Raw genomic sequence first — 24,027 nt, forward strand, 5'->3', positions numbered from 1 at the left:
GGTGGTCAGATGCGCTCGATGACGGTGGCGATGCCCATGCCGCCGCCCACGCACAGGGTGGCGAGGCCGTAGCGCAGGTCGCGGCGCTCCAGCTCGTCGATCAGGGTGCCGATCAGCATCGCGCCGGTCGCGCCGAGCGGGTGGCCGAGCGCGATCGCGCCGCCGTTGACGTTCACCTGGTCGGACCGGAAGCCGAGTTCGCGCATGAAGCGGAGCGCGACGGCGGCGAACGCCTCGTTGATCTCCACCAGGTCGATGTCGGCGGCGGTCAGGCCGGCCTTGGCGAGGGCCTTGCGGGTGGCGGGGGCGGGGCCGGTGAGCATGATGGTCGGTTCGGAGCCGGAGACCGCGGCGGAGACGATCCGGGCCCGCGGGGTGAGGCCGTAGCGCTCGCCGATCTCCTTCGAGCCGATCGCGACCAGCGCCGCGCCGTCCACGATGCCGGAGGAGTTGCCGGCGTGGTGGACGTGGTCGATGGACTCCACCCAGTGGTACTTCTGCAGCGCGACGGCGTCGAACCCGCCGAGGTCGCCGATGTCCGCGAAGGACGGCTTCAGGCCGGCCAGCGTCTCCACGGTGGTGCCGGGACGGATGAACTCGTCACGGCCGAGCACCACCAGGCCGTTGCGGTCGCGCACCGGCACCACCGAACGGTCGAACAGGCCGTCGGCCTGCGCCTTCGCGGCGCGGGCCTGCGACTCGGCGGCGAACGCGTCCACGTCGGTGCGGGACAGGCCCTCGATGGTGGCGATCAGGTCGGCGCCGATGCCCTGCGGGATGAAGCCCGTCTCGTACGCCGTCATCGGGTCGGCGAACCAGGCGCCGCCGTCCGAGCCCATCCGCACCCGGGACATCGACTCCACGCCGCCGGCCAGGATCAGGTCCTCCCAGCCCGAACGGACCTTCGCCGCGGCCAGGTTGACGGCCTCCAGGCCGGACGCGCAGAAGCGGTTCTCCTGCACGCCAGCCACCGTGTCGGGCAGGCCCGCGGCGATCGCCGCGACCCGGGCGATGTCGGAGCCCTGGTCGCCGATCGGGCTGACCACGCCGAGCACGATGTCGTCGATCGCGGCCGGGTCCAGGGTCGGGAAGCGGCGGCGGAGTTCGTGGATCAGGCCGACCACCAGGTCGATCGGCTTGGTGCCGTGCAGGGAGCCGGTCTGCTTGCCGCGTCCGCGCGGGGTGCGGATCGCGTCGTAGACGTACGCTTCGGTGGTCACGGGGTGACTGCCTTTCAGACGGGTGGGTCGGCCGGGGTTCAGCCGAGCAGGGAGCGGCCGACGATCTCTTTCATGATCTCGGTGGTGCCGCCGTAGATGGTCTGGACGCGCCCGTCGGTGAACGCCCGGGCGACCGCGCTGTCGCTCATGTAGCCGGAGCCGCCGTGCAGTTGCAGGCAGCGGTCGGCGGTGCGCTTCTGCAGTTCGGTGGCCCACCACTTGGCCATCGAGGCGTCCACCGGCGTCAGGTCGTACCTGTTGTGCTCCAGCACGCAGCGGTCCACGAACGCCCGGGTGACAGCGCACTCGGTGGCCAGCTCGGCGATCTCGAAACGCACGTGCTGGAGCTTGGCCAGCGGACGCCCGAACGCGGTGCGCTGCTTCACGTACGCCGTGGTCTCCTCCAGCACGAACTCCGCGCCGGCGATCGCCGCGACCGCGATCGCCAGCCGCTCCTGCGCGAGGTTGCGCATCAGGTACAGGAAGCCCTGGTTCTCCTCGCCGAGCAGGTTCGCCTTCGGCACCCGCACGTCCTGGAAGAACAGCTCGGCGGTGTCCTGCGCCTTCTGGCCGATCTTGTCGAGGTTGCGGCCGCGTTCGAAGCCCGGCATTCCGCGCTCCACCACCAGCAGGCTCAGCCCGTGCGCGCCGCCCTCCTCGGTGGTCTTCGCCACCACCACGACCAGGTCCGCCAGGATGCCGTTGGAGATGAAGGTCTTCGAGCCGTTCAGCACGTAGTGGTCGCCGGCGTCGACGGCCGTGGTGCGGATCGCCTGGAGGTCGGAACCGGTGTCCGGCTCGGTCATCGCGATCGCGCTGATCAGCTCGCCGGAGCAGAACCCGGGCAGCCAGCGCCGCTTCTGCTCCTCGGTGGCCAGCCCTGTCAGGTACGGGCCGATGATGTCGTTGTGCAGCCCGACCGCCAGGCCGCTGGCGCCGACCCGGGTGAACTCCTCGGCCAGCACCGCCGCGAACCGGAAGTCCGGGCTGCCCCCGCCGCCGTACTGCTCGTCCACGGCGAGGCCGAGCAGCCCCGCCCGCCCGGCGGCCAGCCAGGCGTCACGGTCGACGATGCCCTGCTGCTCCCAGCGGGCGTGGTGCGGGATGACCTCCTTGGCGAGGAAGGCCCGGACACTCTCCCGGAAGTCCTCGTGTTCCTCGGTGTAGAGCTCGCGCTGCACGGGTCTCTCCTTCAGGAGGCGTTCGGGTCGAGTGCGGGGACTGCCCAGTCGCGGGCCACCTCGGCGGTGTGCGCGCCGGGCCGGGCGGGCGCGGTGCGCAGCGCGGCCGGCGTCGCGGAGAACCTCGGGGCGACGCCGGGCTGCACGGCGCCGTGCTGCTCGGTGTAGCTGCCGCGGGCCGCCAGGTGGGGGTGCGCCTGTGCTTGGCGGAGCGTCAGGACGGGTGCCACGCAGGCGTCGTGGCCCTCGAAGAGCGCCGTCCAGTCGGCCTGGGTGCGGGTGGCGAAACGCCGCTCGATGCGCTCGCGCAGCTCGGGCCAGCGGGGCAGGTCGTACTGGGCCGGGGCGTCCTCGCCGAGCTCCAGCAGGCGGGTGAACTCGGCGTAGAACTGCGGCTCCAGCGGGCCGACGGCCATCCACCCGCCGTCGGCGGTGGCGAACGTGCCGTACCAGGGGGCGCCGCCGTCCAGCAGGTTGACGCCCCGCCGGTCCTGCCACAGGCCGGCGCCGAGCAGGCCCCACAGCATGGTGGACAGGTGGGCCGCGCCGTCCACGATCGCGGCGTCGACGATCTGCCCGGTGCCGGTGGCCCGGGCGTGGTGCAGGCCGGCCAGCAGGCCGACCACCAGGTACAGCGAGCCGCCCGCGTAGTCGCCCAGCAGGTTGGCGGGGATCGCCGGGGGCCCGTCCGCGTCGCCGATCAGGCCGAGGACGCCGGAGGTCGCCAGGTACGTGATGTCGTGCCCCGCCCGATCGGCGAGCGGGCCGTCCTGGCCCCAGCCGGTCATCCGGCCGTACACCAGCGCCGGATTCCGCGCCAGGCACTGTTCCGGGCCGACGCCCAGCCGCTCCGCGACGCCCGGCCGGTAGCCCTCGATCAGCAGATCGGCGCGCGCCGCCAGCTCCAGCACCAGGCCGGGGCCGTCCGCCGCCTTCAGGTCCACCACGACGGAGCGCTTGTTGCGGTTGGTCAGGTCCTGCTCCGGAGCCGGCCCGAGCACCTGCCCGCCCGGACGGTCCACCCGCACCACGTCCGCCCCCAGATCGGCGAGCAGCATCGCGGCGAACGGCCCGGGCCCGATGCCCGCCAGCTCCAGGACACGGACACCCGCGAGCGGCCCGACAGCCGGGGCGGGGGGTGTTGCGGGGGTCATCGGCGGCCGCCTCCCAGGTTTGACAGTGAAGCTGTCACAGTGGCGATGATAGGGATGCGACTCGCCGGTAACAAGAGCCCGCCCCGGGTGCGACGAGCGCGCATCACGTCCGCAGGGCCGCGCCCCTCGGCTTCACCTGGGGGGACTCCCAGCGCCCTTGGCCTGCCATTTGCGGATCTCCAGGGCCGCAGCCACTTCGAGCGGGTTCTCGTGGAGGGGCCGCGGCAGCAACGTGTCGGCGTGGGCGAGGCGGCGCAGGAGGGTGTTGCGGTGGGTGAACAGGCGGGTCGCGGCACGGGTCGCGTTGCACTGTTCGGCGAGGTAGGCGCGGACGGCTTCGGCCGGGGGGCCGTCGAGGGCGCCGAGGACGCGGCGGACGAAGCGGTCGGCGCCTTCGAGGTCCTGGGTGAGGAGGGAGACGAGTTCGATCTCGTCGTGGGAGGCGAGGCGTTGGACGGAGGCGAGGCGGGCCAGCATGCGTTGGGTGGTGAGGGCGTCGAGGTGGCTGCGGCGGAAGCCGTTGACGCCGGTGGCGGCGGGGCCGAGGGCGATCCGGACGGCGGGGAGCCGGTCCAGGCCGGTGCGGAGGGCGGACGGATCGGGGCGAGCGGCGGTCCAGAGCCAGCGGGTGGCCGTGCTCGCGGTGACGTCGAGGACCGGCGGGCGGCCTGCCGCCGCGGCCAGCAGGTCGGCGGCGCGGTCGAGTTGGGCGAAGTCCGCGTCCAGGTCGTCGACCCACAGGACGGCCGCGGTGTGGGGGCCGGCGAGGGGGTAGCCGAGCCGGGCCTCGGCGCGGGCCCGGGCGATCGGGGCGCCGTCCAGCAGCAGGGTGACGGCGTGCAGTCGCTCGGCGTGGTTGGAGCCGGTGAGGGCGGCGCGTTCGGCCCGCAGCAGCGCGGACATCTCGCCGACGCAGGCGTCCACGAACGCGGAGATGGAGCGCAGTGACACTTCCAGCAGGTCGCGCAGTTCGTCGGGGTCGGCGGTGAGGGAGCAGGCGATCCGGGTCCACAGGCGGACGGCGACGCTCTCGCCGGCGCGGTAGGAGTCGAGGGCGGGTTCGTCCAGCCCGCGGCGGACGATGTCACGGGCGATGAGCCGCTGTTCCTCGCCCTCGGGGGCCGGGGGGACGGGCGCGCCGGGGGCGGTGACGTTGGCGGCGGCCCAGCGCAGCAGGTTGGCCCGGTTGACGCGGCGCAGGCCGGCCGAGAGGACGGGGTCGGCGGCGATCGGCCGCCGGGTCTCGCCGGCGAGGGTCGCGGCGTCGAGTTCGGCCAGCCACTCGGGCTGCGGGTTGAGGGCGATCTCGGCGCCCTGGCGGATCAGTCTCCGGATCCGGGGCGGGGGCAGCGGCGGCATGCCCGTCACGGTAGTGGTGCACAGTGCACCGGGGAAGGCGCAGTACGGTGCAGGTTGAACCTGGGCAACTGCCGTGCGCTTTGAGGACGATGGCGGGGTCCGGCCCGTCACCCCCAGGAGTCGCCCGTGTCCACCGCCGCCGCTGCCACGCCCCACGAGAGGGCCGCCGCGCCCGTCGAGCACCTGGACGTGCTGATCGTCGGCGCCGGGATCTCCGGCATCGGCGCGGCCCGCTACCTGACGGCCGAGTCGCCCGGCAGGTCGTTCGCGGTCCTGGAGGCCCGGGCGGAGCTCGGCGGCACCTGGGACCTGTTCCGCTACCCGGGCATCCGGTCCGACTCGGACCTGCACACCTTCGGCTACGCGTTCAAGCCGTGGCGGGAGAAGGAGTCGATAGCCGACGCCCCGCAGATCCTCTCCTACCTGCGCGAAACCGTCCGGGAGAACGGTTTGCAGGACCGGATCCGCTACCACCACCGGGTGCTGGAGGCGTCCTGGTCGACGGCGGACGCCCGCTGGAGCGTCCGGGTGGAACGCGTCGACACCGGCGAGCAGGTGACGCTGACCTGCGACTGGCTGTTCTGCGCGATGGGCTACTACCGCTACGACCAGGGCTTCACCCCGGAGTTCGCGGGGCTGGACCGGTTCACCGGCACCGTCGTCCACCCGCAGCACTGGCCGGAGGACCTCGACCACACCGGCAAGCGCGTCCTGGTGATCGGCAGCGGCGCGACCGCCGTCACCCTGGTGCCCGCGATGGCCCGGCGGGCCCGGCAGGTGACGATGCTCCAGCGCACGCCCACGTACGTCATGCCGGTGCCGCGCCGCGACCACCTCGCCAACCTGCTGCGCCGCCTGCTCGGCGACGAGCGCGGCTACGCGCTGACCCGGCGCAAGAACATCGCCCAGCAGTACGCGGTCTGGTCGTTCTGCCAGCGGCACCCGAAGGCCGCCCGGAAGATCATCCGCTGGGTGAACACCCGCCAACTGCCCAAGGGTTACCCGGTGGACGAGCACTTCAGCCCGCCGTACGACCCGTGGGACCAGCGGCTGTGCGCCGTCCCGGGCGGCGACCTGTTCAAGGCGATCCGCAGCGGCCGGGCGACGGTGGTCACCGACCGGATCCGCACCTTCACCGAGCGCGGGGTGCTGCTGGAGTCCGGACGGGAGCTGACGGCGGACCTCGTGGTCACCGCGACCGGGCTGAACGTGCAGGCGTTCGGCGGGATCCCGATGAGCGTGGACGGCGAGCCGGTGCGGCTCGCCGGGACCGTCGCGTTCAAGGGCATGATGCTCTCCGGCGTCCCCAACTTCGCGTACGCGATCGGCTACACCAACTCCTCCTGGACGCTGAAGATCGGCCTGCTGTGCGAGCACTTCTGCCGCCTGCTGGCCCACATGGACCGGCAGGGGCACCGGATCTGCCGGCCCGAGGTCGCGGACCCGGCGATGCCCACCCGGCCGTTCCTGGACTTCGCGGCCGGCTACGTCCGGCGCGCCGTCGACGGCCTGCCCCGGCAGGGCGACCGCAGGCCGTGGCAGACCTCGACCAGCTACCGCGACGACGCCCGGACGCTCGGCGCCGGGCAGGTCACCGACCCCGAGCTGCACTTCTCCTGACCGGCCCCGGACGCCGCCCCTTGCTCCCCGGCGGGAGCGGGCGGACGCTGGGAGGAAGGCGCACCGGCCGCCCGTCGCCGGTGCACGGGAAGGTGACACGTCATGCAGAACCACTGGGTCGTCGACCTGAACTTCGAAGAGGACGAGTCCCGCACCACCTGCACCGCCTCGCTCAGCGGCTTCAGCGCCCCCGGCGCCGAAGGCAAAGGCATGGCCCGCCGAAATCCCGTCGACGACGGCGACAGCGTCATCGGCGAGGAGCTGGCGGCGGCCCGTGCGTGCCACGACCTCGCCCACCAGCTGGCCGGCCGGGCCGAGACCGGCATCGAGAGCCACACCCACAACCCGGCGCACCTCCCGCTCTGACCGGCGCCGAACTCCCGTACGGGGCGGGCCCGTCCACCGGCCAGTGATCTTTTCGGACCGTCGAACCGGCAGGTAGAGTGCGGCGATCAGTCGTGCCCACGGGGGGCACCAGCGAGACGAACACCGGTGACCGCATGACCGTCTGGACCCGCCCCGCCCTGTGGTGGCGCAGCGCCATCGCCCTGTCCGCGTTCCTGGGGATCTACCTCAGCAACAGCTCACTGGTGTACTTCACGCTCCAGAGCAACGTGCTGGTGCTCGGCTACTTCCTCGGCGCGGTCTACTGGATGGTCAAGCGCGACACGGCGGACGCCCCCGCGCCCCGGCTGCGCGGCGCCGCCGTCCTGTACATCACCATCACCGGCATCGTCGCGCACGTGCTGCTCAACCACGGCGAGAACCCGCTGCCCGGCCTGGTCTCCGGCCCCGACCGCCTCCAGCACTGGTCGAGCTTCTTCCTGCACTACACCACCCCCCTGATGGTGCTCGCCGACTGGCTGCTGCTCTCCCCCCGCAACGCCTCCCGCTGGCGCGACCTCCCGCTCTGGCTCTCCTACCCCCTCGGCTACGCCTTCCTCACCGAGGCCCGCGCCGCCGCCTTCCCGGACTTCCCCCTCCGCTACCCCTACTTCTTCCTCGACCCCACCGAGAAGGGCTACGCCTGGGTCGGCCTCCAGATGGTCCAGCTCACCCTGGAGTTCGTCGTCCTCGCCGCCCTGGTCGTCGGCCTCGACCGCCTCGGCACCAGACTCCGCCGCGAGCCCGCGGCCCCCGCGGAGGCCTGACGGCGGTGAGCCCCGGTCGACGCCGTCGTGGCCGAACCCTCCCTGCGGGGGCCGGGTCCGGCTGATCCCGGTGCAGCCGTCAGCGGGTGGAGCCCATCGTTCGGGAGACGCGGGCGGCGGTGGCGGCGACCACCGGGCCGAGTTCGCGGGCGCGGGCGGCGGTGATGCGGGAGGTGAGGGCGGAGGTGGAGATCGCGCCGATGACGGTGTTGTTGTGGTCGAAGACGGGGGCGGCGATGCAGCGGACCTCGGGTTCGTTCTCGCGGTCGTCGACGGCGTAGCCGCGGGTGCGGATGCGGGTGAGTTCGGTGCGCAGGGCGGCGGCCGAGGTCAGGGTGCGGGGGGTGATCGCGGGGAGGCCGTGGGAGACCACGGTGGCGAAGGCGTCCTCGGGCATCCAGGCGAGCATGGCCTTGCCGACGGCGGTGCAGTACATGGGGGCGCGGCTGCCGATCCGGGAGGCCATCCGGACGGCGGTCTCGTTCTCGACCTTGTCGACGTAGACCACGTACGGCGCGTCGGGGACGCACAGGTGGACGGTGCCGCCGACCTCGCGCATCAGGTGGTGGGCCTCCTCGGAGGCGGCGGTGCGCAGGTCGAGGGTGGCCAGGTAGGCCTGGCCGAGTTGGAGGGCGCCGGGGCCGAGCCGGAAGTGGCCGGTGTCGCGGTCGCGGGCCAGCAGCTGGGCGTCGACCAGCGGCGCGGCGAGCCGCAGCACGGTGGATTTCGACATGCCGAGGCCTTCGGCGAGCGCGGTGAGGCTGAGGTCCGTCCCGGCCGCGGCATGGTCGCGGACGTGTTCGAGCACCGCCAGGGCGCGGCGCAGCGACGCGGACTGGTTGCGTTCCGGTCGGTCGGCGGGCCGGCTGTCGGCGGCGGTGCTGGTCATGGGGTGTGACGCTACGGCGCGTCGGGGCGTGGTGCCAGTTCCGCAGCACATCGTTTTGCAGTGCAGAACTTTCGCGCTCTGCTCTTGTCGGCGCGCCCGGCGGCTTTCTAATGTCCCGCTCACACCGATCCCCCACCGCATGTCCGAGTTTTCTCCGGATCGTGCAGGTACATCCCGCTTTTCGGCGAGGAGATGACGTTGAGCATGAAGAAGCTGGCCCGTGGTGCCGCCCTTGCCGTGCTGGCGGGCACCGTGGCCACGGCCTGCGCGCCGGGCACCGCCAAGACCGCCTCGTCGGAGGACAAGCAGACCGGCACCGTGAAGGTGTGGCTGTACGACGAGGCGAACCGGGCGCCGAAGGAGCAGGTGGTGGCGCAGGCCGTCGCCGACTTCAAGGCGAAGCACGCGGGCGTGGACGTGCAGGTGTCGTACATTCCGACGGACGCCGGTCCGCGCGCGGAGAAGATGAAGGGCGCGTTCAACGATCCGTCCTCCGCGCCGGACGTGGTGGAGTTCGGCAACACCGACCTGTTCGGCTACACCGCGTCGGGCGGCCTCGCCGACATCACCTCCGACCTGGCGAACTGGGAGGAGGGCAAGGACCTGCCGCAGGACCTGAAGGACACCGCGGTGGTGGACGGCAAGACGTACGGCCTGCCGTGGTGGCTGGGCGTGCGCGCGCTGTACTACCGCACCGACGTGTTCACCGAGCTGGGCCTGGCCGCGCCGACCAGCTACGCGGAGCTGAAGTCGGCGGCGGAGAAGGTCCGTTCGGCGCACGGCGACATGCTGGGCATCGCGGTCGGCGGCAAGTACACCTTCGGCGCGCTGCCGTTCGTCTGGGCGAACGGCGGCGACCTGGCGACGGCCAACGGTTCGGCGTACACCTCGGCGCTCGACTCGGAGAAGTCGCAGGCGGGCGTGAAGGCGTACACCGACCTGTTCACGGACGGGATCTGTCCGGCGCAGCAGTGCGCCGACCTGACCGGCGGCAAGACGGTGGAGTCGTTCGCCGCCGGCAAGGCCGGCATGGCGATCCTGCCGAACTCCTCGCGCAGCGCGGTGGAGGCGGGCGCCGCCAAGGGCAAGTACGCGATCGTCCCGCTGCCCGGGGCCGAGGCCGGGAAGATCGCGCCGGCCTTCTCCGGCGGCAACGACCTGGGCGTCATGAAGTCCACCCAGCACCGCAGCCTGGCCGTCGACTTCATCAAGGAGCTGGCCTCCAAGAAGAACCAGTTGGCGCTGTTCGACGCGATGGGCAACCTGCCGACGCTGACTTCGGCGCGGGCCGAGGTGGTGCAGAAGCAGCCGTGGCTGAAGCCGTTCACCGACACCATCGAGGCGGGCACCAAGTTCGTCCCGAAGGACGCCGCCTGGGCGAAGATCGACGCCCAGAACGTGGTGCCGACGATGCTGCAGAAGGTCATCACCGGCAAGGCCGACGTGGCTGCCGCGACCAAGGAGGCGGCGGCCGCGATGAACACCTCGTTCAGCGGCAAGTAGCCGTCAACCTGTAGACGAGAAGCGGAAGTTGTCGATGCCTGCCACGACCGTCACCGCCCGGGCGGACCACGGGGACTCCCCGGTCCGCCCGGCGGGCGGCGCCCCCGCGAAGGGTCGCCGCCGATCCGGGCCGCTCGCCCGGATCCCCGTCCCGCTGTGGCTGCTGCTGCCGGCCGCGCTGGTGCTGATCCCGCTGTTCGGCTATCCGCTGTACCAGCTGGGCCTGCTGTCGGTGCTCAAGTTCGGGCAGCCGCAGGCCTCCGGCGGGGTGCCGACCGAGTTCGTCGGGCTGTCGAACTACACCGACGTGCTGGGCGATTCGCAGTTCTGGTCAGTGCTCGGCCAGACCCTGGCGTTCGCCGCGTTCTGCGTCGTCGCCACCCTGGTGGTCGGCGCGGTCTGCGCGGTGCTGCTGACCCGGGTCGGCAAGTGGCCGCGGCTGCTGCTGATGTTCGGCGCGCTCGGCGCGTGGGCCGCGCCCGCGATGACCGGCTCCACGGTGTGGATGTTCCTGCTGGACACCAACTCCGGCCTGGTCAACGAGATCCTCGGCACCCAGGGCCACAACTGGATGTACGACAAGTGGTCGGCGTTCGCGATGGTCGCCGTGGTCGTGGTCTGGCACAGCTTCCCGTTCGTGATGATCACCCTCTACGCGGGCATCCAGGCCATCCCGGACTCGATCCTGGAGGCCGCCCGCCTGGACGGCGCCGGCACCGCCACGATCTTCCGCCGGATCATGCTGCCGATGCTGCGGCCGCTGCTGGTGATCGTGGTGATCCAGTCGATCATCTGGGACTTCAAGGTCTTCACCCAGATCTACGTGATGACCGGGGGCGGCGGCATCGCCGGCCAGAACCTCGTCCTCAACGTGTACGCCTACCAGAAGGCCTTCGTCGCGGAGAACTACAGCCTCGGTGCGGCCATCGGCGTCCTGATGACGCTGATCCTGCTGGCCGTCACCGCCGTGTACATCCGCAGCCTGCGCCGCTCCGGGGAGGAACTGTGAAGCGCGACAGTCGCGTTCTGAGGCAGGGCGCGAACGCGGTGGCGATCGTGCTCGCCCTGCTGACCGTCTTCCCGCTGTACTGGATGGTGCTCTCGGCGCTGAAGCCGAAGGGCGAGATCACCTCCGCCCACCCGCGCCCGTGGACGTTCGCCCCGACGCTCGACAACTTCCGCAACGCGCTGGGGGTCTCGGGCTTCGGCCGGTACTTCCTGAACAGCCTGGCGGTCGCCGTGGTCGTGGTGGTGGTCTCCGCCGCGATCGCCTTCCTGGCGGCGGTGGCGCTGTCCCGGTTCAAGTTCCGGTTCCGGACGACCATTCTGATCATGTTCCTGGTCGCCCAGATGGTGCCCGTCGAGGCGCTCACCATCCCGCTGTTCTTCCTGGTCCGCGACATCGGCACGGTCGCCCCCGGCTTCGGCCTGTCCTCGCTGGGCGCGCTGATGCTGGTCAACCTGGCGTTCTCGCTGCCGTTCGCGGTCTGGATGCTGCGCGGCTTCGTCGCCGCCGTCCCCGAGTCGCTGGAGGAGGCCGCCCGGATCGACGGCGCCAGCCGCTTCACCATCCTGTGGCGCATCCTCTTCCCGCTGGTCGCGCCCGGCCTGGCGGCGACCAGCGTGTTCTCGTTCATCACCGCCTGGAACGACTTCGTGTTCGCCAAGACACTGATCCTGGACACCGACCACCAGACGCTGCCGGCAGCCCTGATGGTGTTCTTCAAGCCGGACGAGAACGACTGGGGCGGCATCATGGCCGCCTCCACCCTGATGACCGTCCCGGTGCTGATCTTCTTCGTCCTGGTCCAGCGGCACATGGTGTCCGGACTCGGCGGCGCCGTGAAGGACTGACCTGTCGGCTACCCGGCCCAGGCGGCGAACGCCTCGTGGAAGCCCGGGAAGGTCTTGCGCACGCACCCGGGGTCGTCGAACGCGATCCCGGGCGTGCGCAGTCCCGTGACGGCGAACGACATGACGATCCGGTGGTCGCCGCGGGTGGCGATCTCCGCCGCCTTCGGCGCCCCGGGCCGGATCTCGATCCAGTCCCGCCCCGTCGCCACGTCGACGCCCAGCCGCCGCAGGTTCTCGGCGCAGGCGTCCAGCCGGTCGCACTCCTTGACCCGGGTGTTGTACACGTCCTCGATCCGCACCGGCCCCGATGCGAACGGCGCGATCGCGGCGAGGGTCGGCATGGTGTCGGAGATGTCCCGCATGTTGACGGTCCCCCCGGTGAGCTCCCCGCCCTTGACGGTGGTCGCGTCCGCCCCGATCTCCACCTTCGCGCCCAGCCGCTCCAGCACCTCGACGAACCGCAGGTCGCCCTGGAGGGCGCCGCGTCCGAGCCCCTCGACGGTCACCTCGCGACCCGTCACCGCGGCCGCCGCGAAGAAGTACGACGCCGTGGACGCGTCCGGCTCGATCGCGTACCGGGTCGCCGTGTAACCGCCGGGCGGCACGCTGAAGAGGTCGCCCTCGCGCTCGACCTCGACGCCGAAGCTGCGCATCATCGCGAGCGTGATCTCCACGTACGGGGCGGAGACCAGGTCGGTGACCCGGATCCGCAGCCCGTTCCGGGTCAGCGGGCCGAGCAGCAGCAACGCCGTCAGGTACTGCGAGGACAGGCCGGCGTCCAGCGTCACCTCGCCGCCCGCCACGCCGCCCGTCCGCACGCTCAACGGGTGGTGGCCCTCCTCCCCGTGGCACTCCACCTCGACGCCCAGCTCCCGCAGCGCCGTCGTCAACGGCCCGAGCGGCCGCCGCCGCATCTGCGCCGACGCGTCGAAGTGGAACGTCCCCCGACCCGCCGCGGCCAGCGCCGGCAGGAACCGCGCCGTCGTCGCCCCGTCCCGGCAGAACACCCGTGCCCCGTCCGTCCTCGGCCCCTGCGGCCGCCCCCCGATCCGCCACTCGCCCGCTTCCCGCGCCACCTCGTACCCCAGCGCGAGCAGCCCCTCGGCGAACCCCTCCGTGTCGTCCGAGACCAGCGGCCGCACCAGCGTGGTGACGCCCTCCGCCGCCGCTGCCAGGAACAGCGCACGCGCGGTGACCGACTTCGAACCGGGGATCTCGACGACACTCACGGGAGCCACTCCACCACGACGACAACAGGGCAGCCCCGATCCTGCCCTGCCGCGGCTGTGCGAGACGGATCGTCCCACGCCTCGGACAGCCGCGAGGCGCGGGCTACGAGTCGGTGTCCCAGTTGCACTTGGCGGCGAGCATCTTCCTGAGGATCGTGTCGCTGTTCCCGGTGAGCACGGGGCGCCACGTCTCCAGGTCCCAGGTCGGGCCGCCGAAGTGGCCGCCGCCGGTGTTGGGGTAGGAGAACTCCGCGTGGCACATCAGCTGTTGGAAGGTCGAGTTCTGTTCGGCCTGGGTGGCGCCGGGGAACATCCGCGTGTTGGACCCCACCTGCCGCCAGTCCTCGTTCAGGTCGCTGGCGGCGTCGTCGGTCCCCAGGACGGTCTTGAACGCGGCGGCCGTCGGGGTGACGTGGACGGACGTCAGGCGGCTGTCGGACCAGTTGACGTAGACCTCGGTCCTGACCACCCACTTGGTGTCAGTGGTCCCGCCGTAGCCGATGCACGCGCTCTGGCAGGCCTCGAAGGCGTCGGCCTGGCCGCCGCTCCACAGCAGGTACTTGCCGGACTGGAAGTCCTGGCGGACGCCGTTGTTGTCGTCGACGTTGCCGCCGACGTGTCCGGCGTTGTACTCGTCGCTGGTGGGGTAGCCGTACGTCCCCGTCTCGTAGCCGTACTGGCCCCACCACCAGCCGATGTTGCCGTGCACCGCGTGCGCCCCGGTGTTGGGCGACCAGTAGACCGTGGCGTTCTGGAACTGCTGGCGGACGCCGATCCCGTCGGGGTTGCGCAGCTCGTCGGTGAGCGGGTAGCCCATGTAGCCGCCCTCCCAGCCGTGTTGGGCCCACTCCTGGCCGACGAGCCCCCACACGGCGTGCGCCCCGGTGCCGGGGCTCCAGTAGATCGAGCCGTTGTCGAAGACCTGACGGCGGCCCACTCCGTCGGGCAGGCCGAGTTCGTCGCTGGTGGGGCAGCCGAGGGCCTGCCGCACGCCGGGCGTCTGGGTGTACTCGGTCCAGATGGCGCCGTCCACCGAGTGGGAGCCGCAGAAGACTTCCGCGGCCGCTGGGCCGGCCTGGACGCCCACCAGCAGGGAGGCGCCGGCCGCGCAGGCGGCGAGGGAGGCGAGGAACCGGGAAGCTGCTCGTCCGTTCATGACCAGCAGTATCGGGGAGAGCGGCCGGTGCGGGCTGCACGATAAAGAGCCAAAGTTCGCGTACCACCGGTGCAGTCGCCGCCGCGGACCGGCCACGGCGGCAACTGGTCCAGAAATGCCTGCCCCCGATCACGGCACCGCAGGTCGGAACCCGGCGCCGATCTCGGCCGCAACGACCGGCGTTGCCTCGCGGGCAGCCATCATGGTGGCCATCATCCGCTTGCTCGTGATCCAGTCCGTGTCACCGGAGGCGACCGCGTGCTGCACCGCGGCGAGAACGGCTTCGTCGACCTCGATCGGCCGAGTCAGGTTTGCCCGCATGAAGTACTTGAAGTGCGCGGGCAGTTGGTCCGGCCGGGTTCTGGTCCTGGCCCGCAGTGAGATGAGCGGAAGGAACCACTGCTCGAAGCCGTCCTTGAGCGCCTGGGTGGCTCGGTGCGCCTCGTACAGCGGCTGCAGGCTTGCCACGTGACCGTACGGGACGTGGCCGTGCAGGGCGTACTGGAGCCGGGTGCCGCCGTGCTTGCGGAAGTGCTGGCCGTGGGCGGCGATGTGGTTGGCCGCATTCTGAGTGATCGTCATGACGGCCACGTCCGCCTCCTGCTCCCGGGCTGCGGCGAGGACGGTGACATGGATACCGACGCGCGGGTCGAGGACGAGGCGGTCGAGGCCGAGAGGCGAGAGGTCGATGCCGTGGTCCCGGGTTCGGGAGAGGATCAGGCGCCGGGCGACGTTGGCAGCGTTGTGCTGGAGGTGCTTGGGCTGCTGGCGGTGGCTGGCGTGGATGTCCGAGCGATCGAGGACGGGGCGGTCCTTCGCGAGTTCGGCGACGAGGTGGAGGCCGGTGCGTTCCCGGGTGTCGGTGCTGCCGCAGGCGTTGCAGGGGTGGCAGCCGGTGCCGGTCATGTGGCCGCAGGTCCGGCAGGTGGGGACGGTCTCGCGGCTGATGGTGAGGGTGCCGGCGCGGAGGTTGTTCTCGATCATCTCCAGCGCGACGCCGGCAACCTCGGCGCCGATTTCGGTCATGATGCCGCCCACCGGGGACTGCCCGGGCGGGTACTTGGCGGCTATCAGATCGGCCTCGAATCGCTGGCGGGGGATCGTCGGGCCGTCGGCCTCACGGTGGCGGAGGTCTCCGGCGAGGGTGATGGTGTTCCACAGGTGGGGTGCGGGCGGCAAGCCGAGGATGGCGTTGAGGGCGGCGGCAAGGCGGATGCCCACCGCCTTTCCGGGGCGGGTGTCGAAGGTGAAGGGGCCGTTCTGGACGGGCCCGTTGAGGAACAGGTGTCGCACGGGCTCCTCCTAGATCGGCGGGGTGGTTCCCGTCCGGGAAAACCGGCCGTCGTACAACTCGTAGTGGAGGATCCCGGTGTTGGGCATCTTGCCCTTCCGTTCCTCGGCGAGGATCTCTGGCAGGGTGCAGGTTTCGAGCAGGGCTCAGAACGCCACTGCGGCGGTCTGGTGGGTGAAGGCCACGACGACGCGGGACTCCTGTAGTTCGGTCTGGGCGAGGGCGGGAGATGGCGTGCGCGGCAGCTCCGTTGTAGGGGCGGGGGTCCTGGTAGAAACCGTTGCACTTGTCGGCGTTCTCAACGGACTCGGCGTGCCGGATGACGAGCAGAGTCGTGGTGCTGCGAGTCCTATCCGGCAAGGTTGGCGACGTAGGAGCCACTGACGGTCCAGGGGGTGAGTTCGATGCCGAAGCCGCTCTGTTCGCCGTCCTGAGTGTGGACGAGCTTGCCGGACAGGTGCACGGTGTCTCCGGAGCGGAAGGCGCCGGTGTAGGCGCCGAGGTACGAGCGCATGTGGGTGATCCGGCGGGCAAAGGAATCGGCCTCGTCGATGGTCGAGCTGAGGATGGTCTTGACCTTGATCCCGTAGACGGCCGGGGTGGTGAGCCCCTCGGCGTGGTCGGTGATCTCGGCCAGGAGAGAGATCTCGCCGATCTCCTTGGCGGAGATCCGGGCGAAGGTCCTGTCGCGGTCGGAGCGGATGGGTTCGCAGTTGATGTGTGCGCTGGCATCTGCGGTCAGCCCCTGGAGCTTGCGGCGCTCCTGCTTGATGAGGGCGTCGAAGGAACTGCCCTCCATGTACTTGGCCCGGCGGATGTACAGCCGAGTGAGGTCGTCCCCGTCGTACGGCCGGATGAGGTCCGTCTGCTGGAACAACCCCTGCGCGGCCTCGTAGCCCTCCGGTCCGTAGCAGACGAGGTCGATGTCGGAGCGCTCGTTGAAGCAGCCGACGAGGAAGGAGCCGGTGACGCCGATCAGACCCTGGGCGTCGTTCGCGGTGATCCACTCGGTGATCGCCAGGAGGTCCTTGCCGGCCGGGTTGTCGGCGACCGCGCCGGAGTCCTCGTGGATGGCGGCGAGGGCCTGGCGGCAGGAGTAGTGGACGGCCACGTCCTCGCGCGGAATGCCGGTGATGACGCAGCCGAGGGTGTCGGAGTAGACGTAGCACTCCGGCCTGCCGGCCAGGATGCCGAAGGACTTCGAAACGACACTGTTCTGCCGGTAGGTTCGGCCGAACAGTCGGCGGTCGCCCTTCTCGTCCGGGTGGTACTTGACGTAGCCCAGGTAGTGGCTGCCGGGGTGGCTGTCGCCGATGACCTTGAAGACGACGCCGTGATGGTCCATCAGGTAGTCGCGATCGCGGACGGTGGGGACAGGCCTACCGGTGTTCGGCGGTGAACCGTTCCAGAGTGGGGAAGGCACCGGTGTCGATCGTGTCGGACGACTCATACTGATCAAGTCCCATCGTGAAGAGGGTGCGCCGGTACTGCCACTTGATGTGCTTGTCGCACCGTGCGGGATCGGTCGGCCGCATGAGGGCGAGGAAGAAGAAGCACTTCACGAGCAGGAAGTCACCCAGGTGCTCGCTCACCCGCTGCCCGATCAAGGACGCGGTGGTCTCGTCGAGCGCTGCGATGTAGGCGACGCGCTGCTCCGGCGTGACCGCGTAGCCCTTGCCGCCGCCCTTGAAGGCCACGATGTCGAGCGCGGGATAGACGTCGTAGCCGAGCGGGACCGGTCCGTGGTGCTGCCAGTCGATGACCCCGGCCTGAAGGACGTTGGGCAGGCCGTAGTCCAGGTGCCCGTGCACCATCGGGAGCCGAGCCAACCGGTCGAGGCCGTGCTTGACCGCCTCATGGACGCGCGGGGTGTCGAAGTCCGGGTTCTCCTCGAAGACCTCGGCTGCGAAAGCCGCCTTCCCGAACCACGGCGTGGCGGGGAGGGGATGCCTCGCCTGGGCCTGCAGGAGCTTCGACGCGACGGCAGCCGCCGTACTGATGACCTGGCAGCTGACCTGACCGTCCCGCCCGGCGTCGGCCAGCGCCTCCTCGTGCAGCGAGGTGTCGCCGATGGAGCGCTCGACGACGAAGTAGCGCCCGTCCTCCGAGCCGCTGTCGACAATCTCCGGCACCGGGTAGCCGAGGCCGGCGGCCAGCTGCTGGAACTCGCTCTCCGCCCGCAGGTCCTCGCCACCGGTCCGCTTGTAGAGCAGGCCGTCGGCCGCCCTCCACACCGCGCCTTCGGTGGCGGTTCTGTTCTTCACGAACTCCCAGTCACTCATTCGTCCGCCCTTTCGTAGTATCGAAGTTGGCCCGGGGCAGATACGACCGTTCCGGGCGGTTGCGCGGGATTGAGCCGCTCACCCGCCCAGCTCGTCCGTCGCGCGGTACTCACCGACCGATCGGCCCGCGCGTCCGCCGACCAGGGCTCCGGCTTCAGGCGCGCGCAACACCCGCGCCACGCTGCCGGGACCACGGCCGGTCCGGATGACCGAGACCCCCCCGCCGGGCCCGGCAAAGGCGGGCAGGCGGGCTGGCAGGGACTCAGTCACGTTGGTGCCGCCCGTCTCGTCGCTCCGCGATGGCTACTTTCCGTGCTTCAATCGTGGCTGTTTGACGCCGCCCGGGGAAGCAGCGGCAACACAACAAACGAACTGCTCAGAGGTGACCGATGGTCAGCCCTTCGAAAATTGATCCTTCTGCCTCGCCCGCGGCCTTCTACGGGTTCGAGCTACGCCGGCTGAGGGAGAAGGCCAACCTCTCGCAGCAAACCCTCGGAGAGCGTGTGTTCGTCTCCGGGGCCTACATCGGCCAGCTGGAGAACGCAGCACGACGTCCACAACTGGACTTGTCGCGCCTGCTCGACAGAGAACTCGCCACCGACGGCCACCTTGAGCGCCTTCATCCACTGCTCCGGCACCCACGGATGGCCGACTACTTCGTGGAGGTGGTGGAGCACGAGGCCCGGGCTCGAACCATCTCGGAGTACGCCGCGCTCGTGGTTCCTGGGCTTGTTCAGACGCGAGACTACGCAGAAGCAATCTTTCTTGGAGCCCAACCTCTCCTGACCGAGGCCGAGTTGGCGGATCGCGTCGCCGCCCGGCTGGGACGTCAGGGAATCGTCGAGGATCCAACTGGTCCCGTGTTGTGGATGGTTCTCGACGAGGCCGTACTCCACAGAGTGGTCAGTAGCAGACAGGTCATGGCCGAGCAACTCCGGCACATCGTTCGGCTGATCACCGAACGGCAAATCATCGTCCAGGTAGTGCAGTTCGACGCGGGTGCACACGCGATGCTCGAAGGCATGATCAGCCTGATGACCTTCGAAGATGCGCCGCCCTTGGTGTATGCGGAAGGCCCGCACATCGGCCAACTGATCGATGAAACGGCGCTGGTCGCAAAATGTCGCCAGTCCTACGATCTGGTACGGGCCGCCGCGCTGTCACCGGAGGCGTCCCTCGCCCGAATCAAGTCGGCCGTGGAGGAACACGAACATGCAAGCGATCCCCAATGAGCTCGCCTCGCCGCGACGGTGGCGAAAGAGCAGCCACTCCGGCGGCAACGCCGGTTCGTGCGTCGAAGTGGATGACGCCAACTTCGGCCACGTCCGGGACTCCAAGGACCCGAACGGGACCGTCTTGAAGTTCGCTCCGGCGGCTTGGGCAACCTTCGTGTCCGCTGTCGCTGGCGGAGAGTTCGGCGCCGTCTGACAGGCGACCGGCAGAAGGCCCCGCCGCCCCTCTTCCCGGGGTGGCGGGGCCTCGCCCAGGTACGGCCGGGCGGCCGCTACGCGGTGCGGGCGATCTCCTCGCGGGTGACCGGGTGCGCGAACGGCAACCCCTCGACGTAGCGGGCGAGTTCGTCGGCCGCGGCGGCGGCCATCCGGTGGAGTTCGCCGCCCAGGGAGCCCGCGATGTGGGGGGTGAGGAGGACGTTGGGCAGGTCGTAGAGCGGGGAGTCGGCGGGGAGCGTCTCGGGGACGGTGACGTCGAGCACGGCGTGGATGCGGCCGGTGACCAGCTCGGCGGTGAGGGCGTCCTGGTCGATCAGGGAGCCGCGGGAGGTGTTGATCAGGGTCGCGCCGTCCGGCAGCAGGGCGATCCGGCGGGCGTCCACCAGGTGCCTGGTCTCCGGCAGTTCGGGCGCGTGCACGCTCAACACGTCGGAGCGGGTGCACAGTTCGTCCATCGAGACCAACTCCGCGCCCATCGCGTCGGCCTGATCGGCCGTCACGTAGGGGTCGTGGAGCAGGAGTTCGAAATCGTACGGGGCGAGCAGCTCCAGGACCCGGCGTCCGATCCGGGAGGCGCCGACGATGCCGACGGTGCGCCGGTAGTTGCCGACCTCCGCGTACCCGGCCTGCCAGTCGTGCGGGGCCCGCCGGGCGCGGTAGTCGGCGGCCAGCCGGAGCACCGGCTTGTTGCTGAACAGCACGGCGGCGACGGTGAATTCGGCGACCGGCAGGGCGTTCGCGTACGCGGCGGAGGTGATGCCGAGGCCGCGGTCCCAGCAGGCGTCGGTGATGTGGTGCTTGACCGAGCCGGCCGCGTGCAGGACGGCGCGGAGCTCGGGCGCGGCGGCCAGGACGGCGTCCGTGAGCGGGGGGCAGCCCCAGCTGCTGATGATCACCTCGGCGGAGGCGAGTGCGGCCGCGCCCTCCGGGGAGGAGAAGTCGTCGATGACCAACTCCGGGTCGAGATCGGCGAGTTCGGCCATCCGGGCCATGGTGTCGGCGGAGATCAGCCGGGCGGCGAGGTCGCGGTGCATGGCGAGCAGGGCGCGCGGGCGGGTCCGGACAGTGGCGGCGGAGGGCGATGCCTCGACGGGCGCGGAGTTGGGCATGGCGGGGCTCCCCAGAAGGCGCAGTGGAAACGGAGGTGGTTACTTGACGCTGCCGGCGGTCATTCCGGCCTTCCAGTGGCGCTGGAGCAGCACGAAGGCGATGACCAGCGGCAGGATGGCGAGCAGCGAGCCGGTGACCACCAGCGGGTAGTACTCGGGGAAGGCGTGGGTCTGGGCGTTCCAGGTGTACAGGCCGAGGCTGACCGGGAAGAGCCGGTTGTCGGAGAGCATCACCAGCGGCAGGAAGAAGTTGTTCCAGATGGCGGTGAACTGGAACAGGAAGATGGTGACGAAACCGGGCATGACCATCTTCAGGCCGATCGACCAGAAGATCCGCAGTTCGCTCGCGCCGTCCATCCGGGCGGCCTCCAGCGTCTCGCCGGGCAGGTAGCCGGCGCAGAACACCCGGGCCAGGTACACCCCGAACGGGTTGACCAGCGAGGGCAGCAGCACCGCCCAGTAGGTGTTCACGATGTGCAGCTGGGAGGCCAGCAGGTACATCGGCAGGGCGAGCGCGGTGGTGGGCACCAGCACGCCGAGCAGCACCACCCCGAACAGCTTCTCCTTGCCGGGGAAGCCGTAGACGTGGAACGCGTAGCCGGCGCCGACGCAGATCAGCGCGCACAGCAGGGCCCCGATCCCGGCGTACAGCAGGGAGTTGAGGTACCAGCGGAAGTAGATGCCGTCGCCGGTGGTGGCCAGTTCGTGCAGGTTCTGGCCGAGGTGGAAGTTGCCCGCGCCGAGCGAGCGGCCGCCGATCAGGTCGGCGGTGTTCTTCGCGGAGGCGGTGAGCAGCCAGCCGAGCGGCAGCAGGGTGTACAGGGTGGCCAGCACCAGCGCCCCGTTGACGGCGGTCTTCGACAGCGTCCAGGGGCGGCGGCGCGGCGGCGCGGCGGTGTCCGCGGCGGGGCGGACGGGGGTGAGGGTGCTGCTCATCGGGCGGTCTCCGTCCGGTGCTCGGTCGGCTTCGGGGTCCGCTTCCCGGCCCGCTTCTCGTCGCGGCCGCGGGTGAAGCGGGTGACCACGAAGGACAGCGCGGCGGCGACCAGGGCGAGGATCACCGAGGACGCGGCGGCCAGGCCGTAGTCGTTTCGTTCGAACGCGGCGGAGTAGGCGTACATGTTGGGGGTCCAGGTGGAGACCACGCCGGGGGCGACGTCGTGCAGGATCACCGGCTCGGTGAACAGCTGGAGCGAGCCGATCACGGTGAACAGTCCGACCATCACCACGGAGGCGCGGATCAGCGGGATCTTCACGCTGAACGCGGTGCGCAGCGGCCCGGCGCCGTCGACCACGGCGGCTTCCAGCACCTCGCGCGGGATGGCCTGCAGCGCGGCGTAGAAGATCACCATGTTGTAGCCGGTCCACTCCCAGACCGCGATGTTGACGATCGCGGGCAGCGGGTGGCCGAACACGTCGACCTGGGCGCCGGCCGAGTTGAGCGCGTCGACCACGGGGCTGATGCCGGGGGTGTACAGGTAGGTCCACACCAGGGCGGCGATGATGCCGGGCACGGCGTGCGGCAGGAACAGCGCGAGCTGGAAGAACCGCTTGGCGCGGGCCAGCGCGGAGTCCAGCAGCAGCGCGACGGCCAGCGACAGGCCGAGCATCAGCGGGATGTACAGCAGGCAGTACTGGGCGGTGTTCCAGAAGCCGTCGCGGAACGCGGCGTCGCCGAGCGCCCGGGTGTAGTTGCCGAGGCCGGTGAACACCTGGGTGGTGGCGCCGCCGAAGCCGAGGCCGGAGCGGCGCTCGCTGAACAGGCTGAGGTAGACCGCGTAGCCGATCGGGATCAGCGTGCACGCGGTGAACAGCACCAGGAACGGGGCGAGCAGCACGACCGGGGCGCCGAACGGGGCCCGACGCCTGCGCGGGACCCCCGTTCCGGCGGAACCGCCCCGGGCGGCGGCGGGGGCGCCGCCGCCCGGGACGGACGTGGTGCCGGACATCAGCCGGCCACCTTCAGACCGCGGTTCTTCAGCTCGGCGAGGGTGGCCTGCTGGGCGGTGTCGACGGCGGACGGCACGGTGGCGCCCTGGCCGAGCTTGCCGAAGGCGTCCTTCATCGAGGTGTTGGTGGCGCCCATCGACGGGCCCCAGGACCAGTTCGGCTTGATGGACTTGGCGGCGTCCTGGTAGATCGCGTAGATGTCCTGGCCGCCGTAGAAGTCGGTCTTGAACGCGGCCTTGGCGACCGGGATCAGCTCCGGGTCGGCCGGGTAGGCGGAGGAGGCGCCGGAGGCGATGCGGGCCTGGATGCCCTCGGGGGTGGTGGTCGCCCAGGTGGCGAACTCGACCGCGGCCTTGGCCTTCTTGCTGTCCTTGGAGACCGCGAAGGTGGTGCCGCCGAGCATGCCGGACGCCGGCTGGCCGTCCCAGCTCGGCATCGGGGCGACCGCCCACTTGCCGTTGGCGGCCGGGTCGGTGCCGAGGGTGGACTTCAGCACGCCGCCGCCCCACGCGGCGCCCAGGTACGCGGCGGTCTCGCCCTTCTGCAGCGAGGCGGTCCACTGCTGGCTGAACGAGGGCTGCACGCGGACCAGGTCGTCGGCGATCAGGCCCTGCCAGTAGTCGGCGACCTTCTTGGTCTCGGCGCCGCCCATGTCGACCTTCCAGCTGTCGCCGCTGGTGCCGAACCACTTGGCGCCGGCCTGCCAGGCCATCGCCTCGAAGGTGCTCGGGTCGTCCGGGAAGAAGGTGGCGATCCGGGTGTTGGCGTCGGCGGCCTTCAGCTTCGCCGCGGCGTCCTTGAACTCGTCCCAGGTCTTCGGGACGGCCACCCCGGCCTTCTCGAACAGGTCCTTGCGGTAGTACAGGGCCTGCGGGGAGGCGTCCAGCGGCAGCGCCCAGGTGGAGCCGCCCAGCGTGGTCAGCTCCATCGACTGGGGCAGGTACTTGCCCTTCAGGTCGGCGGAGACCAGCTTGCTGATGTCCTGCACCGCGCCCTGGCTGACGAAGTCCGGCAGCTGCGGGTACTCGACGTTGAACACGTCGGGGGCGTTGCCGGCCTTCACCGCGTTGGAGATCTTGGCGTAGCCGCCGGCGTTGCCGGACGGGATCTCCTCGAAGGTGATCTGGATGTTCGGGTGGGAGGCGTTGAACGCCTGCACCACGTCCTTGGTGCCCTTGGCCCAGCCCCAGAAGGTGAGCGCGACCGGCTTGCCGTCGCTGCCCGCGTCGGAGCCCGACGCCGACTTGTCGCCGTCGCTGCCGCACGCGGCGAGCAGGGTCACGCCCAGAACGGTGGCGGTGGCGGCGGCGGCGAGACGAAGGGCTCTGCGGCGGTGGAGAGCGGGAGAGGACATGGCACGGCTCCTGTGGGGGTCCTGGAAACGCCGGGTAGGTACCCGATCACCCGATTTGAGCAGGTCGGGACGGGTTGATCGCTATCTTGGGACGGCCCCCGATCAGACGTCAAGGGATCGGGATCAAATGATCTCCGTTGATCAATCGCGTTTGGCCTGTTGAGCGCCGTTCACCTTGAGTTTTCGGCGTTTTTCGAGAGGTCACAATCGGATCAAGGAGATCATTCGATCAGCGATCCTTGACGGCACGATCGCCTCTTCCTAGGGTCGGCCG

General features: G+C 70.7%; 22 protein-coding genes. 8 read left to right on the plus strand and 14 right to left on the minus strand.

All coding sequences use genetic code 11. The features are described from left to right. Window positions 1-5: 5 nt before the first annotated feature. The 4 genes from CG736_RS15725 to CG736_RS15740 all read right to left on the minus strand — a co-directional run bounded on the left by CG736_RS15725 (window position 6) and on the right by CG736_RS15740 (window position 4,914). Window positions 6-1,220, minus strand: a complete 1,215-nt coding sequence (locus CG736_RS15725; protein WP_043913164.1) for an acetyl-CoA C-acetyltransferase — start codon at window positions 1,218-1,220, stop codon at window positions 6-8. 38 nt (window positions 1,221-1,258) lie between these two features. Continuing rightward, a complete protein-coding gene (locus CG736_RS15730; protein ID WP_100586844.1) occupies window positions 1,259-2,401 on the minus strand; it encodes an acyl-CoA dehydrogenase family protein in 1,143 nt (380 codons plus the stop codon). 11 nt (window positions 2,402-2,412) lie between these two features. Then, window positions 2,413-3,555: a CaiB/BaiF CoA-transferase family protein gene (locus tag CG736_RS15735; protein WP_100586845.1), complete on the minus strand. Its 1,143-nt coding sequence runs from the start codon at window positions 3,553-3,555 to the stop codon at window positions 2,413-2,415. 132 nt (window positions 3,556-3,687) lie between these two features. Further along, complete coding sequence (locus CG736_RS15740; RefSeq protein WP_100586846.1) at window positions 3,688-4,914, minus strand: CdaR family transcriptional regulator; 1,227 nt, start codon at window positions 4,912-4,914, stop codon at window positions 3,688-3,690. Between the two features lie 126 nt (window positions 4,915-5,040). Between CG736_RS15740 and CG736_RS15745 the strand changes: the two genes are divergently transcribed. From CG736_RS15745 to CG736_RS15755, 3 genes are all read left to right on the plus strand, one after another. Further along, the gene (locus tag CG736_RS15745; RefSeq protein WP_100586847.1) at window positions 5,041-6,534 is read left to right on the plus strand and encodes an NAD(P)/FAD-dependent oxidoreductase; all 1,494 of its coding nucleotides are present in this window, start codon (window positions 5,041-5,043) and stop codon (window positions 6,532-6,534) included. A 102-nt stretch (window positions 6,535-6,636) separates the two neighbouring features. Further along, window positions 6,637-6,900, plus strand: coding sequence for a DUF1876 domain-containing protein (locus tag CG736_RS15750; protein WP_100586848.1), 264 nt, complete (start codon window positions 6,637-6,639; stop codon window positions 6,898-6,900). Between the two features lie 134 nt (window positions 6,901-7,034). Beyond that, a complete protein-coding gene (locus tag CG736_RS15755) occupies window positions 7,035-7,685 on the plus strand; it encodes a Pr6Pr family membrane protein (protein WP_100586849.1) in 651 nt (216 codons plus the stop codon). A gap of 79 nt (window positions 7,686-7,764) precedes the next feature. Here CG736_RS15755 and CG736_RS15760 read toward each other — a convergent pair whose 3' ends face one another. Further along, on the minus strand, window positions 7,765-8,574 hold the full coding sequence (locus tag CG736_RS15760; protein ID WP_043913183.1) for an IclR family transcriptional regulator: 810 nt from the start codon (window positions 8,572-8,574) through the stop codon (window positions 7,765-7,767). Window positions 8,575-8,778: 204 nt separating this feature from the next. Between CG736_RS15760 and CG736_RS15765 the strand changes: the two genes are divergently transcribed. From CG736_RS15765 to CG736_RS15775, 3 genes are read left to right on the plus strand one after another with little or no spacing between them, the layout of a single operon-like run. Next, a complete protein-coding gene (locus CG736_RS15765) occupies window positions 8,779-10,077 on the plus strand; it encodes an extracellular solute-binding protein (RefSeq protein ID WP_043913185.1) in 1,299 nt (432 codons plus the stop codon). Between the two features lie 34 nt (window positions 10,078-10,111). Then, window positions 10,112-11,086, plus strand: coding sequence for a carbohydrate ABC transporter permease (locus CG736_RS15770; protein ID WP_100586851.1), 975 nt, complete (start codon window positions 10,112-10,114; stop codon window positions 11,084-11,086). Continuing rightward, complete coding sequence (locus CG736_RS15775) at window positions 11,083-11,931, plus strand: carbohydrate ABC transporter permease (RefSeq protein ID WP_100586852.1); 849 nt, start codon at window positions 11,083-11,085, stop codon at window positions 11,929-11,931. Before CG736_RS15770 ends, CG736_RS15775 begins: the two co-directional genes overlap by 4 nt. Before the next feature lie 8 nt (window positions 11,932-11,939). Here the strand turns inward: CG736_RS15775 and aroA are convergent, their stop codons facing one another. The 5 genes from aroA to CG736_RS15800 all read right to left on the minus strand — a co-directional run bounded on the left by aroA (window position 11,940) and on the right by CG736_RS15800 (window position 17,889). Then, window positions 11,940-13,160: a 3-phosphoshikimate 1-carboxyvinyltransferase gene (aroA, locus tag CG736_RS15780; protein ID WP_100586853.1), complete on the minus strand. Its 1,221-nt coding sequence runs from the start codon at window positions 13,158-13,160 to the stop codon at window positions 11,940-11,942. A 103-nt stretch (window positions 13,161-13,263) separates the two neighbouring features. Further along, window positions 13,264-14,316, minus strand: a complete 1,053-nt coding sequence (locus tag CG736_RS15785) for a DUF2599 domain-containing protein (protein WP_100586854.1) — start codon at window positions 14,314-14,316, stop codon at window positions 13,264-13,266. Between the two features lie 129 nt (window positions 14,317-14,445). Next, entirely contained in the window at window positions 14,446-15,609 is a 1,164-nt protein-coding gene (locus tag CG736_RS15790) for a hypothetical protein (RefSeq protein WP_100586855.1), read from the minus strand. Between the two features lie 347 nt (window positions 15,610-15,956). Continuing rightward, window positions 15,957-16,952, minus strand: a complete 996-nt coding sequence (locus CG736_RS15795) for a nucleotidyltransferase domain-containing protein (RefSeq protein ID WP_100586856.1) — start codon at window positions 16,950-16,952, stop codon at window positions 15,957-15,959. 34 nt (window positions 16,953-16,986) lie between these two features. Continuing rightward, window positions 16,987-17,889 carry a phosphotransferase gene (locus CG736_RS15800; protein WP_100586857.1) on the minus strand — a complete coding sequence of 301 codons (903 nt, stop codon included), beginning with the start codon at window positions 17,887-17,889 and terminating at the stop codon, window positions 16,987-16,989. A gap of 389 nt (window positions 17,890-18,278) precedes the next feature. Here CG736_RS15800 and CG736_RS15805 point away from each other — a divergent pair, with 389 nt between their 5' ends. Both CG736_RS15805 and CG736_RS15810 read left to right on the plus strand, forming a co-directional pair. Continuing rightward, entirely contained in the window at window positions 18,279-19,121 is an 843-nt protein-coding gene (locus tag CG736_RS15805) for a helix-turn-helix transcriptional regulator (RefSeq protein WP_100586858.1), read from the plus strand. Further along, a complete protein-coding gene (locus CG736_RS15810; protein WP_100586859.1) occupies window positions 19,102-19,317 on the plus strand; it encodes a DUF397 domain-containing protein in 216 nt (71 codons plus the stop codon). The genes CG736_RS15805 and CG736_RS15810 overlap by 20 nt, the downstream gene beginning before the upstream one ends. A 76-nt stretch (window positions 19,318-19,393) precedes the next feature. On the opposite strand, the gene CG736_RS15815 is transcribed toward CG736_RS15810, so the two are convergent. Genes CG736_RS15815 through CG736_RS15830 form a run of 4 tightly spaced genes read right to left on the minus strand, consistent with a single transcriptional unit; the run spans window position 19,394 to window position 23,753 of the window. Further along, window positions 19,394-20,449: a hydroxyacid dehydrogenase gene (locus CG736_RS15815; protein WP_100586860.1), complete on the minus strand. Its 1,056-nt coding sequence runs from the start codon at window positions 20,447-20,449 to the stop codon at window positions 19,394-19,396. 39 nt (window positions 20,450-20,488) lie between these two features. Next, window positions 20,489-21,385 carry a carbohydrate ABC transporter permease gene (locus CG736_RS15820; protein ID WP_100586861.1) on the minus strand — a complete coding sequence of 299 codons (897 nt, stop codon included), beginning with the start codon at window positions 21,383-21,385 and terminating at the stop codon, window positions 20,489-20,491. Then, window positions 21,382-22,398 (minus strand): carbohydrate ABC transporter permease, encoded by a 1,017-nt coding sequence (locus tag CG736_RS15825; protein WP_100586862.1) that lies wholly within the window; start codon window positions 22,396-22,398, stop codon window positions 21,382-21,384. The genes CG736_RS15820 and CG736_RS15825 overlap by 4 nt, the downstream gene beginning before the upstream one ends. Continuing rightward, window positions 22,398-23,753 carry a sugar ABC transporter substrate-binding protein gene (locus tag CG736_RS15830; protein ID WP_100586863.1) on the minus strand — a complete coding sequence of 452 codons (1,356 nt, stop codon included), beginning with the start codon at window positions 23,751-23,753 and terminating at the stop codon, window positions 22,398-22,400. Before CG736_RS15830 ends, CG736_RS15825 begins: the two co-directional genes overlap by 1 nt. Window positions 23,754-24,027 lie beyond the last annotated feature (274 nt).

The sequence above is a fragment of the Kitasatospora sp. CB02891 genome, assembly GCF_002803145.1.
Taxonomy (GTDB): Bacteria; Actinomycetota; Actinomycetes; order Streptomycetales; family Streptomycetaceae; genus Kitasatospora; species Kitasatospora griseola.

Coding starts and splice junctions, on each gene's coding strand:
- CG736_RS15735 (WP_100586845.1), bottom strand. CDS start 3,555: ATGACCCCCGCAACACCCCCCGCCCCGGCTGTCGGGCCGCTCGCGGGT.
- CG736_RS15740 (WP_100586846.1), bottom strand. CDS start 4,914: ATGCCGCCGCTGCCCCCGCCCCGGATCCGGAGACTGATCCGCCAGGGC.
- CG736_RS15750 (WP_100586848.1), top strand. CDS start 6,637: ATGCAGAACCACTGGGTCGTCGACCTGAACTTCGAAGAGGACGAGTCC.
- CG736_RS15755 (WP_100586849.1), top strand. CDS start 7,035: ATGACCGTCTGGACCCGCCCCGCCCTGTGGTGGCGCAGCGCCATCGCC.
- CG736_RS15760 (WP_043913183.1), bottom strand. CDS start 8,574: ATGACCAGCACCGCCGCCGACAGCCGGCCCGCCGACCGACCGGAACGC.
- CG736_RS15765 (WP_043913185.1), top strand. CDS start 8,779: ATGAAGAAGCTGGCCCGTGGTGCCGCCCTTGCCGTGCTGGCGGGCACC.
- CG736_RS15770 (WP_100586851.1), top strand. CDS start 10,112: ATGCCTGCCACGACCGTCACCGCCCGGGCGGACCACGGGGACTCCCCG.
- CG736_RS15785 (WP_100586854.1), bottom strand. CDS start 14,316: ATGAACGGACGAGCAGCTTCCCGGTTCCTCGCCTCCCTCGCCGCCTGC.
- CG736_RS15795 (WP_100586856.1), bottom strand. CDS start 16,952: ATGGACCATCACGGCGTCGTCTTCAAGGTCATCGGCGACAGCCACCCC.
- CG736_RS15800 (WP_100586857.1), bottom strand. CDS start 17,889: ATGAGTGACTGGGAGTTCGTGAAGAACAGAACCGCCACCGAAGGCGCG.
- CG736_RS15805 (WP_100586858.1), top strand. CDS start 18,279: ATGGTCAGCCCTTCGAAAATTGATCCTTCTGCCTCGCCCGCGGCCTTC.
- CG736_RS15810 (WP_100586859.1), top strand. CDS start 19,102: ATGCAAGCGATCCCCAATGAGCTCGCCTCGCCGCGACGGTGGCGAAAG.
- CG736_RS15815 (WP_100586860.1), bottom strand. CDS start 20,449: ATGCCCAACTCCGCGCCCGTCGAGGCATCGCCCTCCGCCGCCACTGTC.
- CG736_RS15820 (WP_100586861.1), bottom strand. CDS start 21,385: ATGAGCAGCACCCTCACCCCCGTCCGCCCCGCCGCGGACACCGCCGCG.
- CG736_RS15825 (WP_100586862.1), bottom strand. CDS start 22,398: ATGTCCGGCACCACGTCCGTCCCGGGCGGCGGCGCCCCCGCCGCCGCC.
- CG736_RS15830 (WP_100586863.1), bottom strand. CDS start 23,753: ATGTCCTCTCCCGCTCTCCACCGCCGCAGAGCCCTTCGTCTCGCCGCC.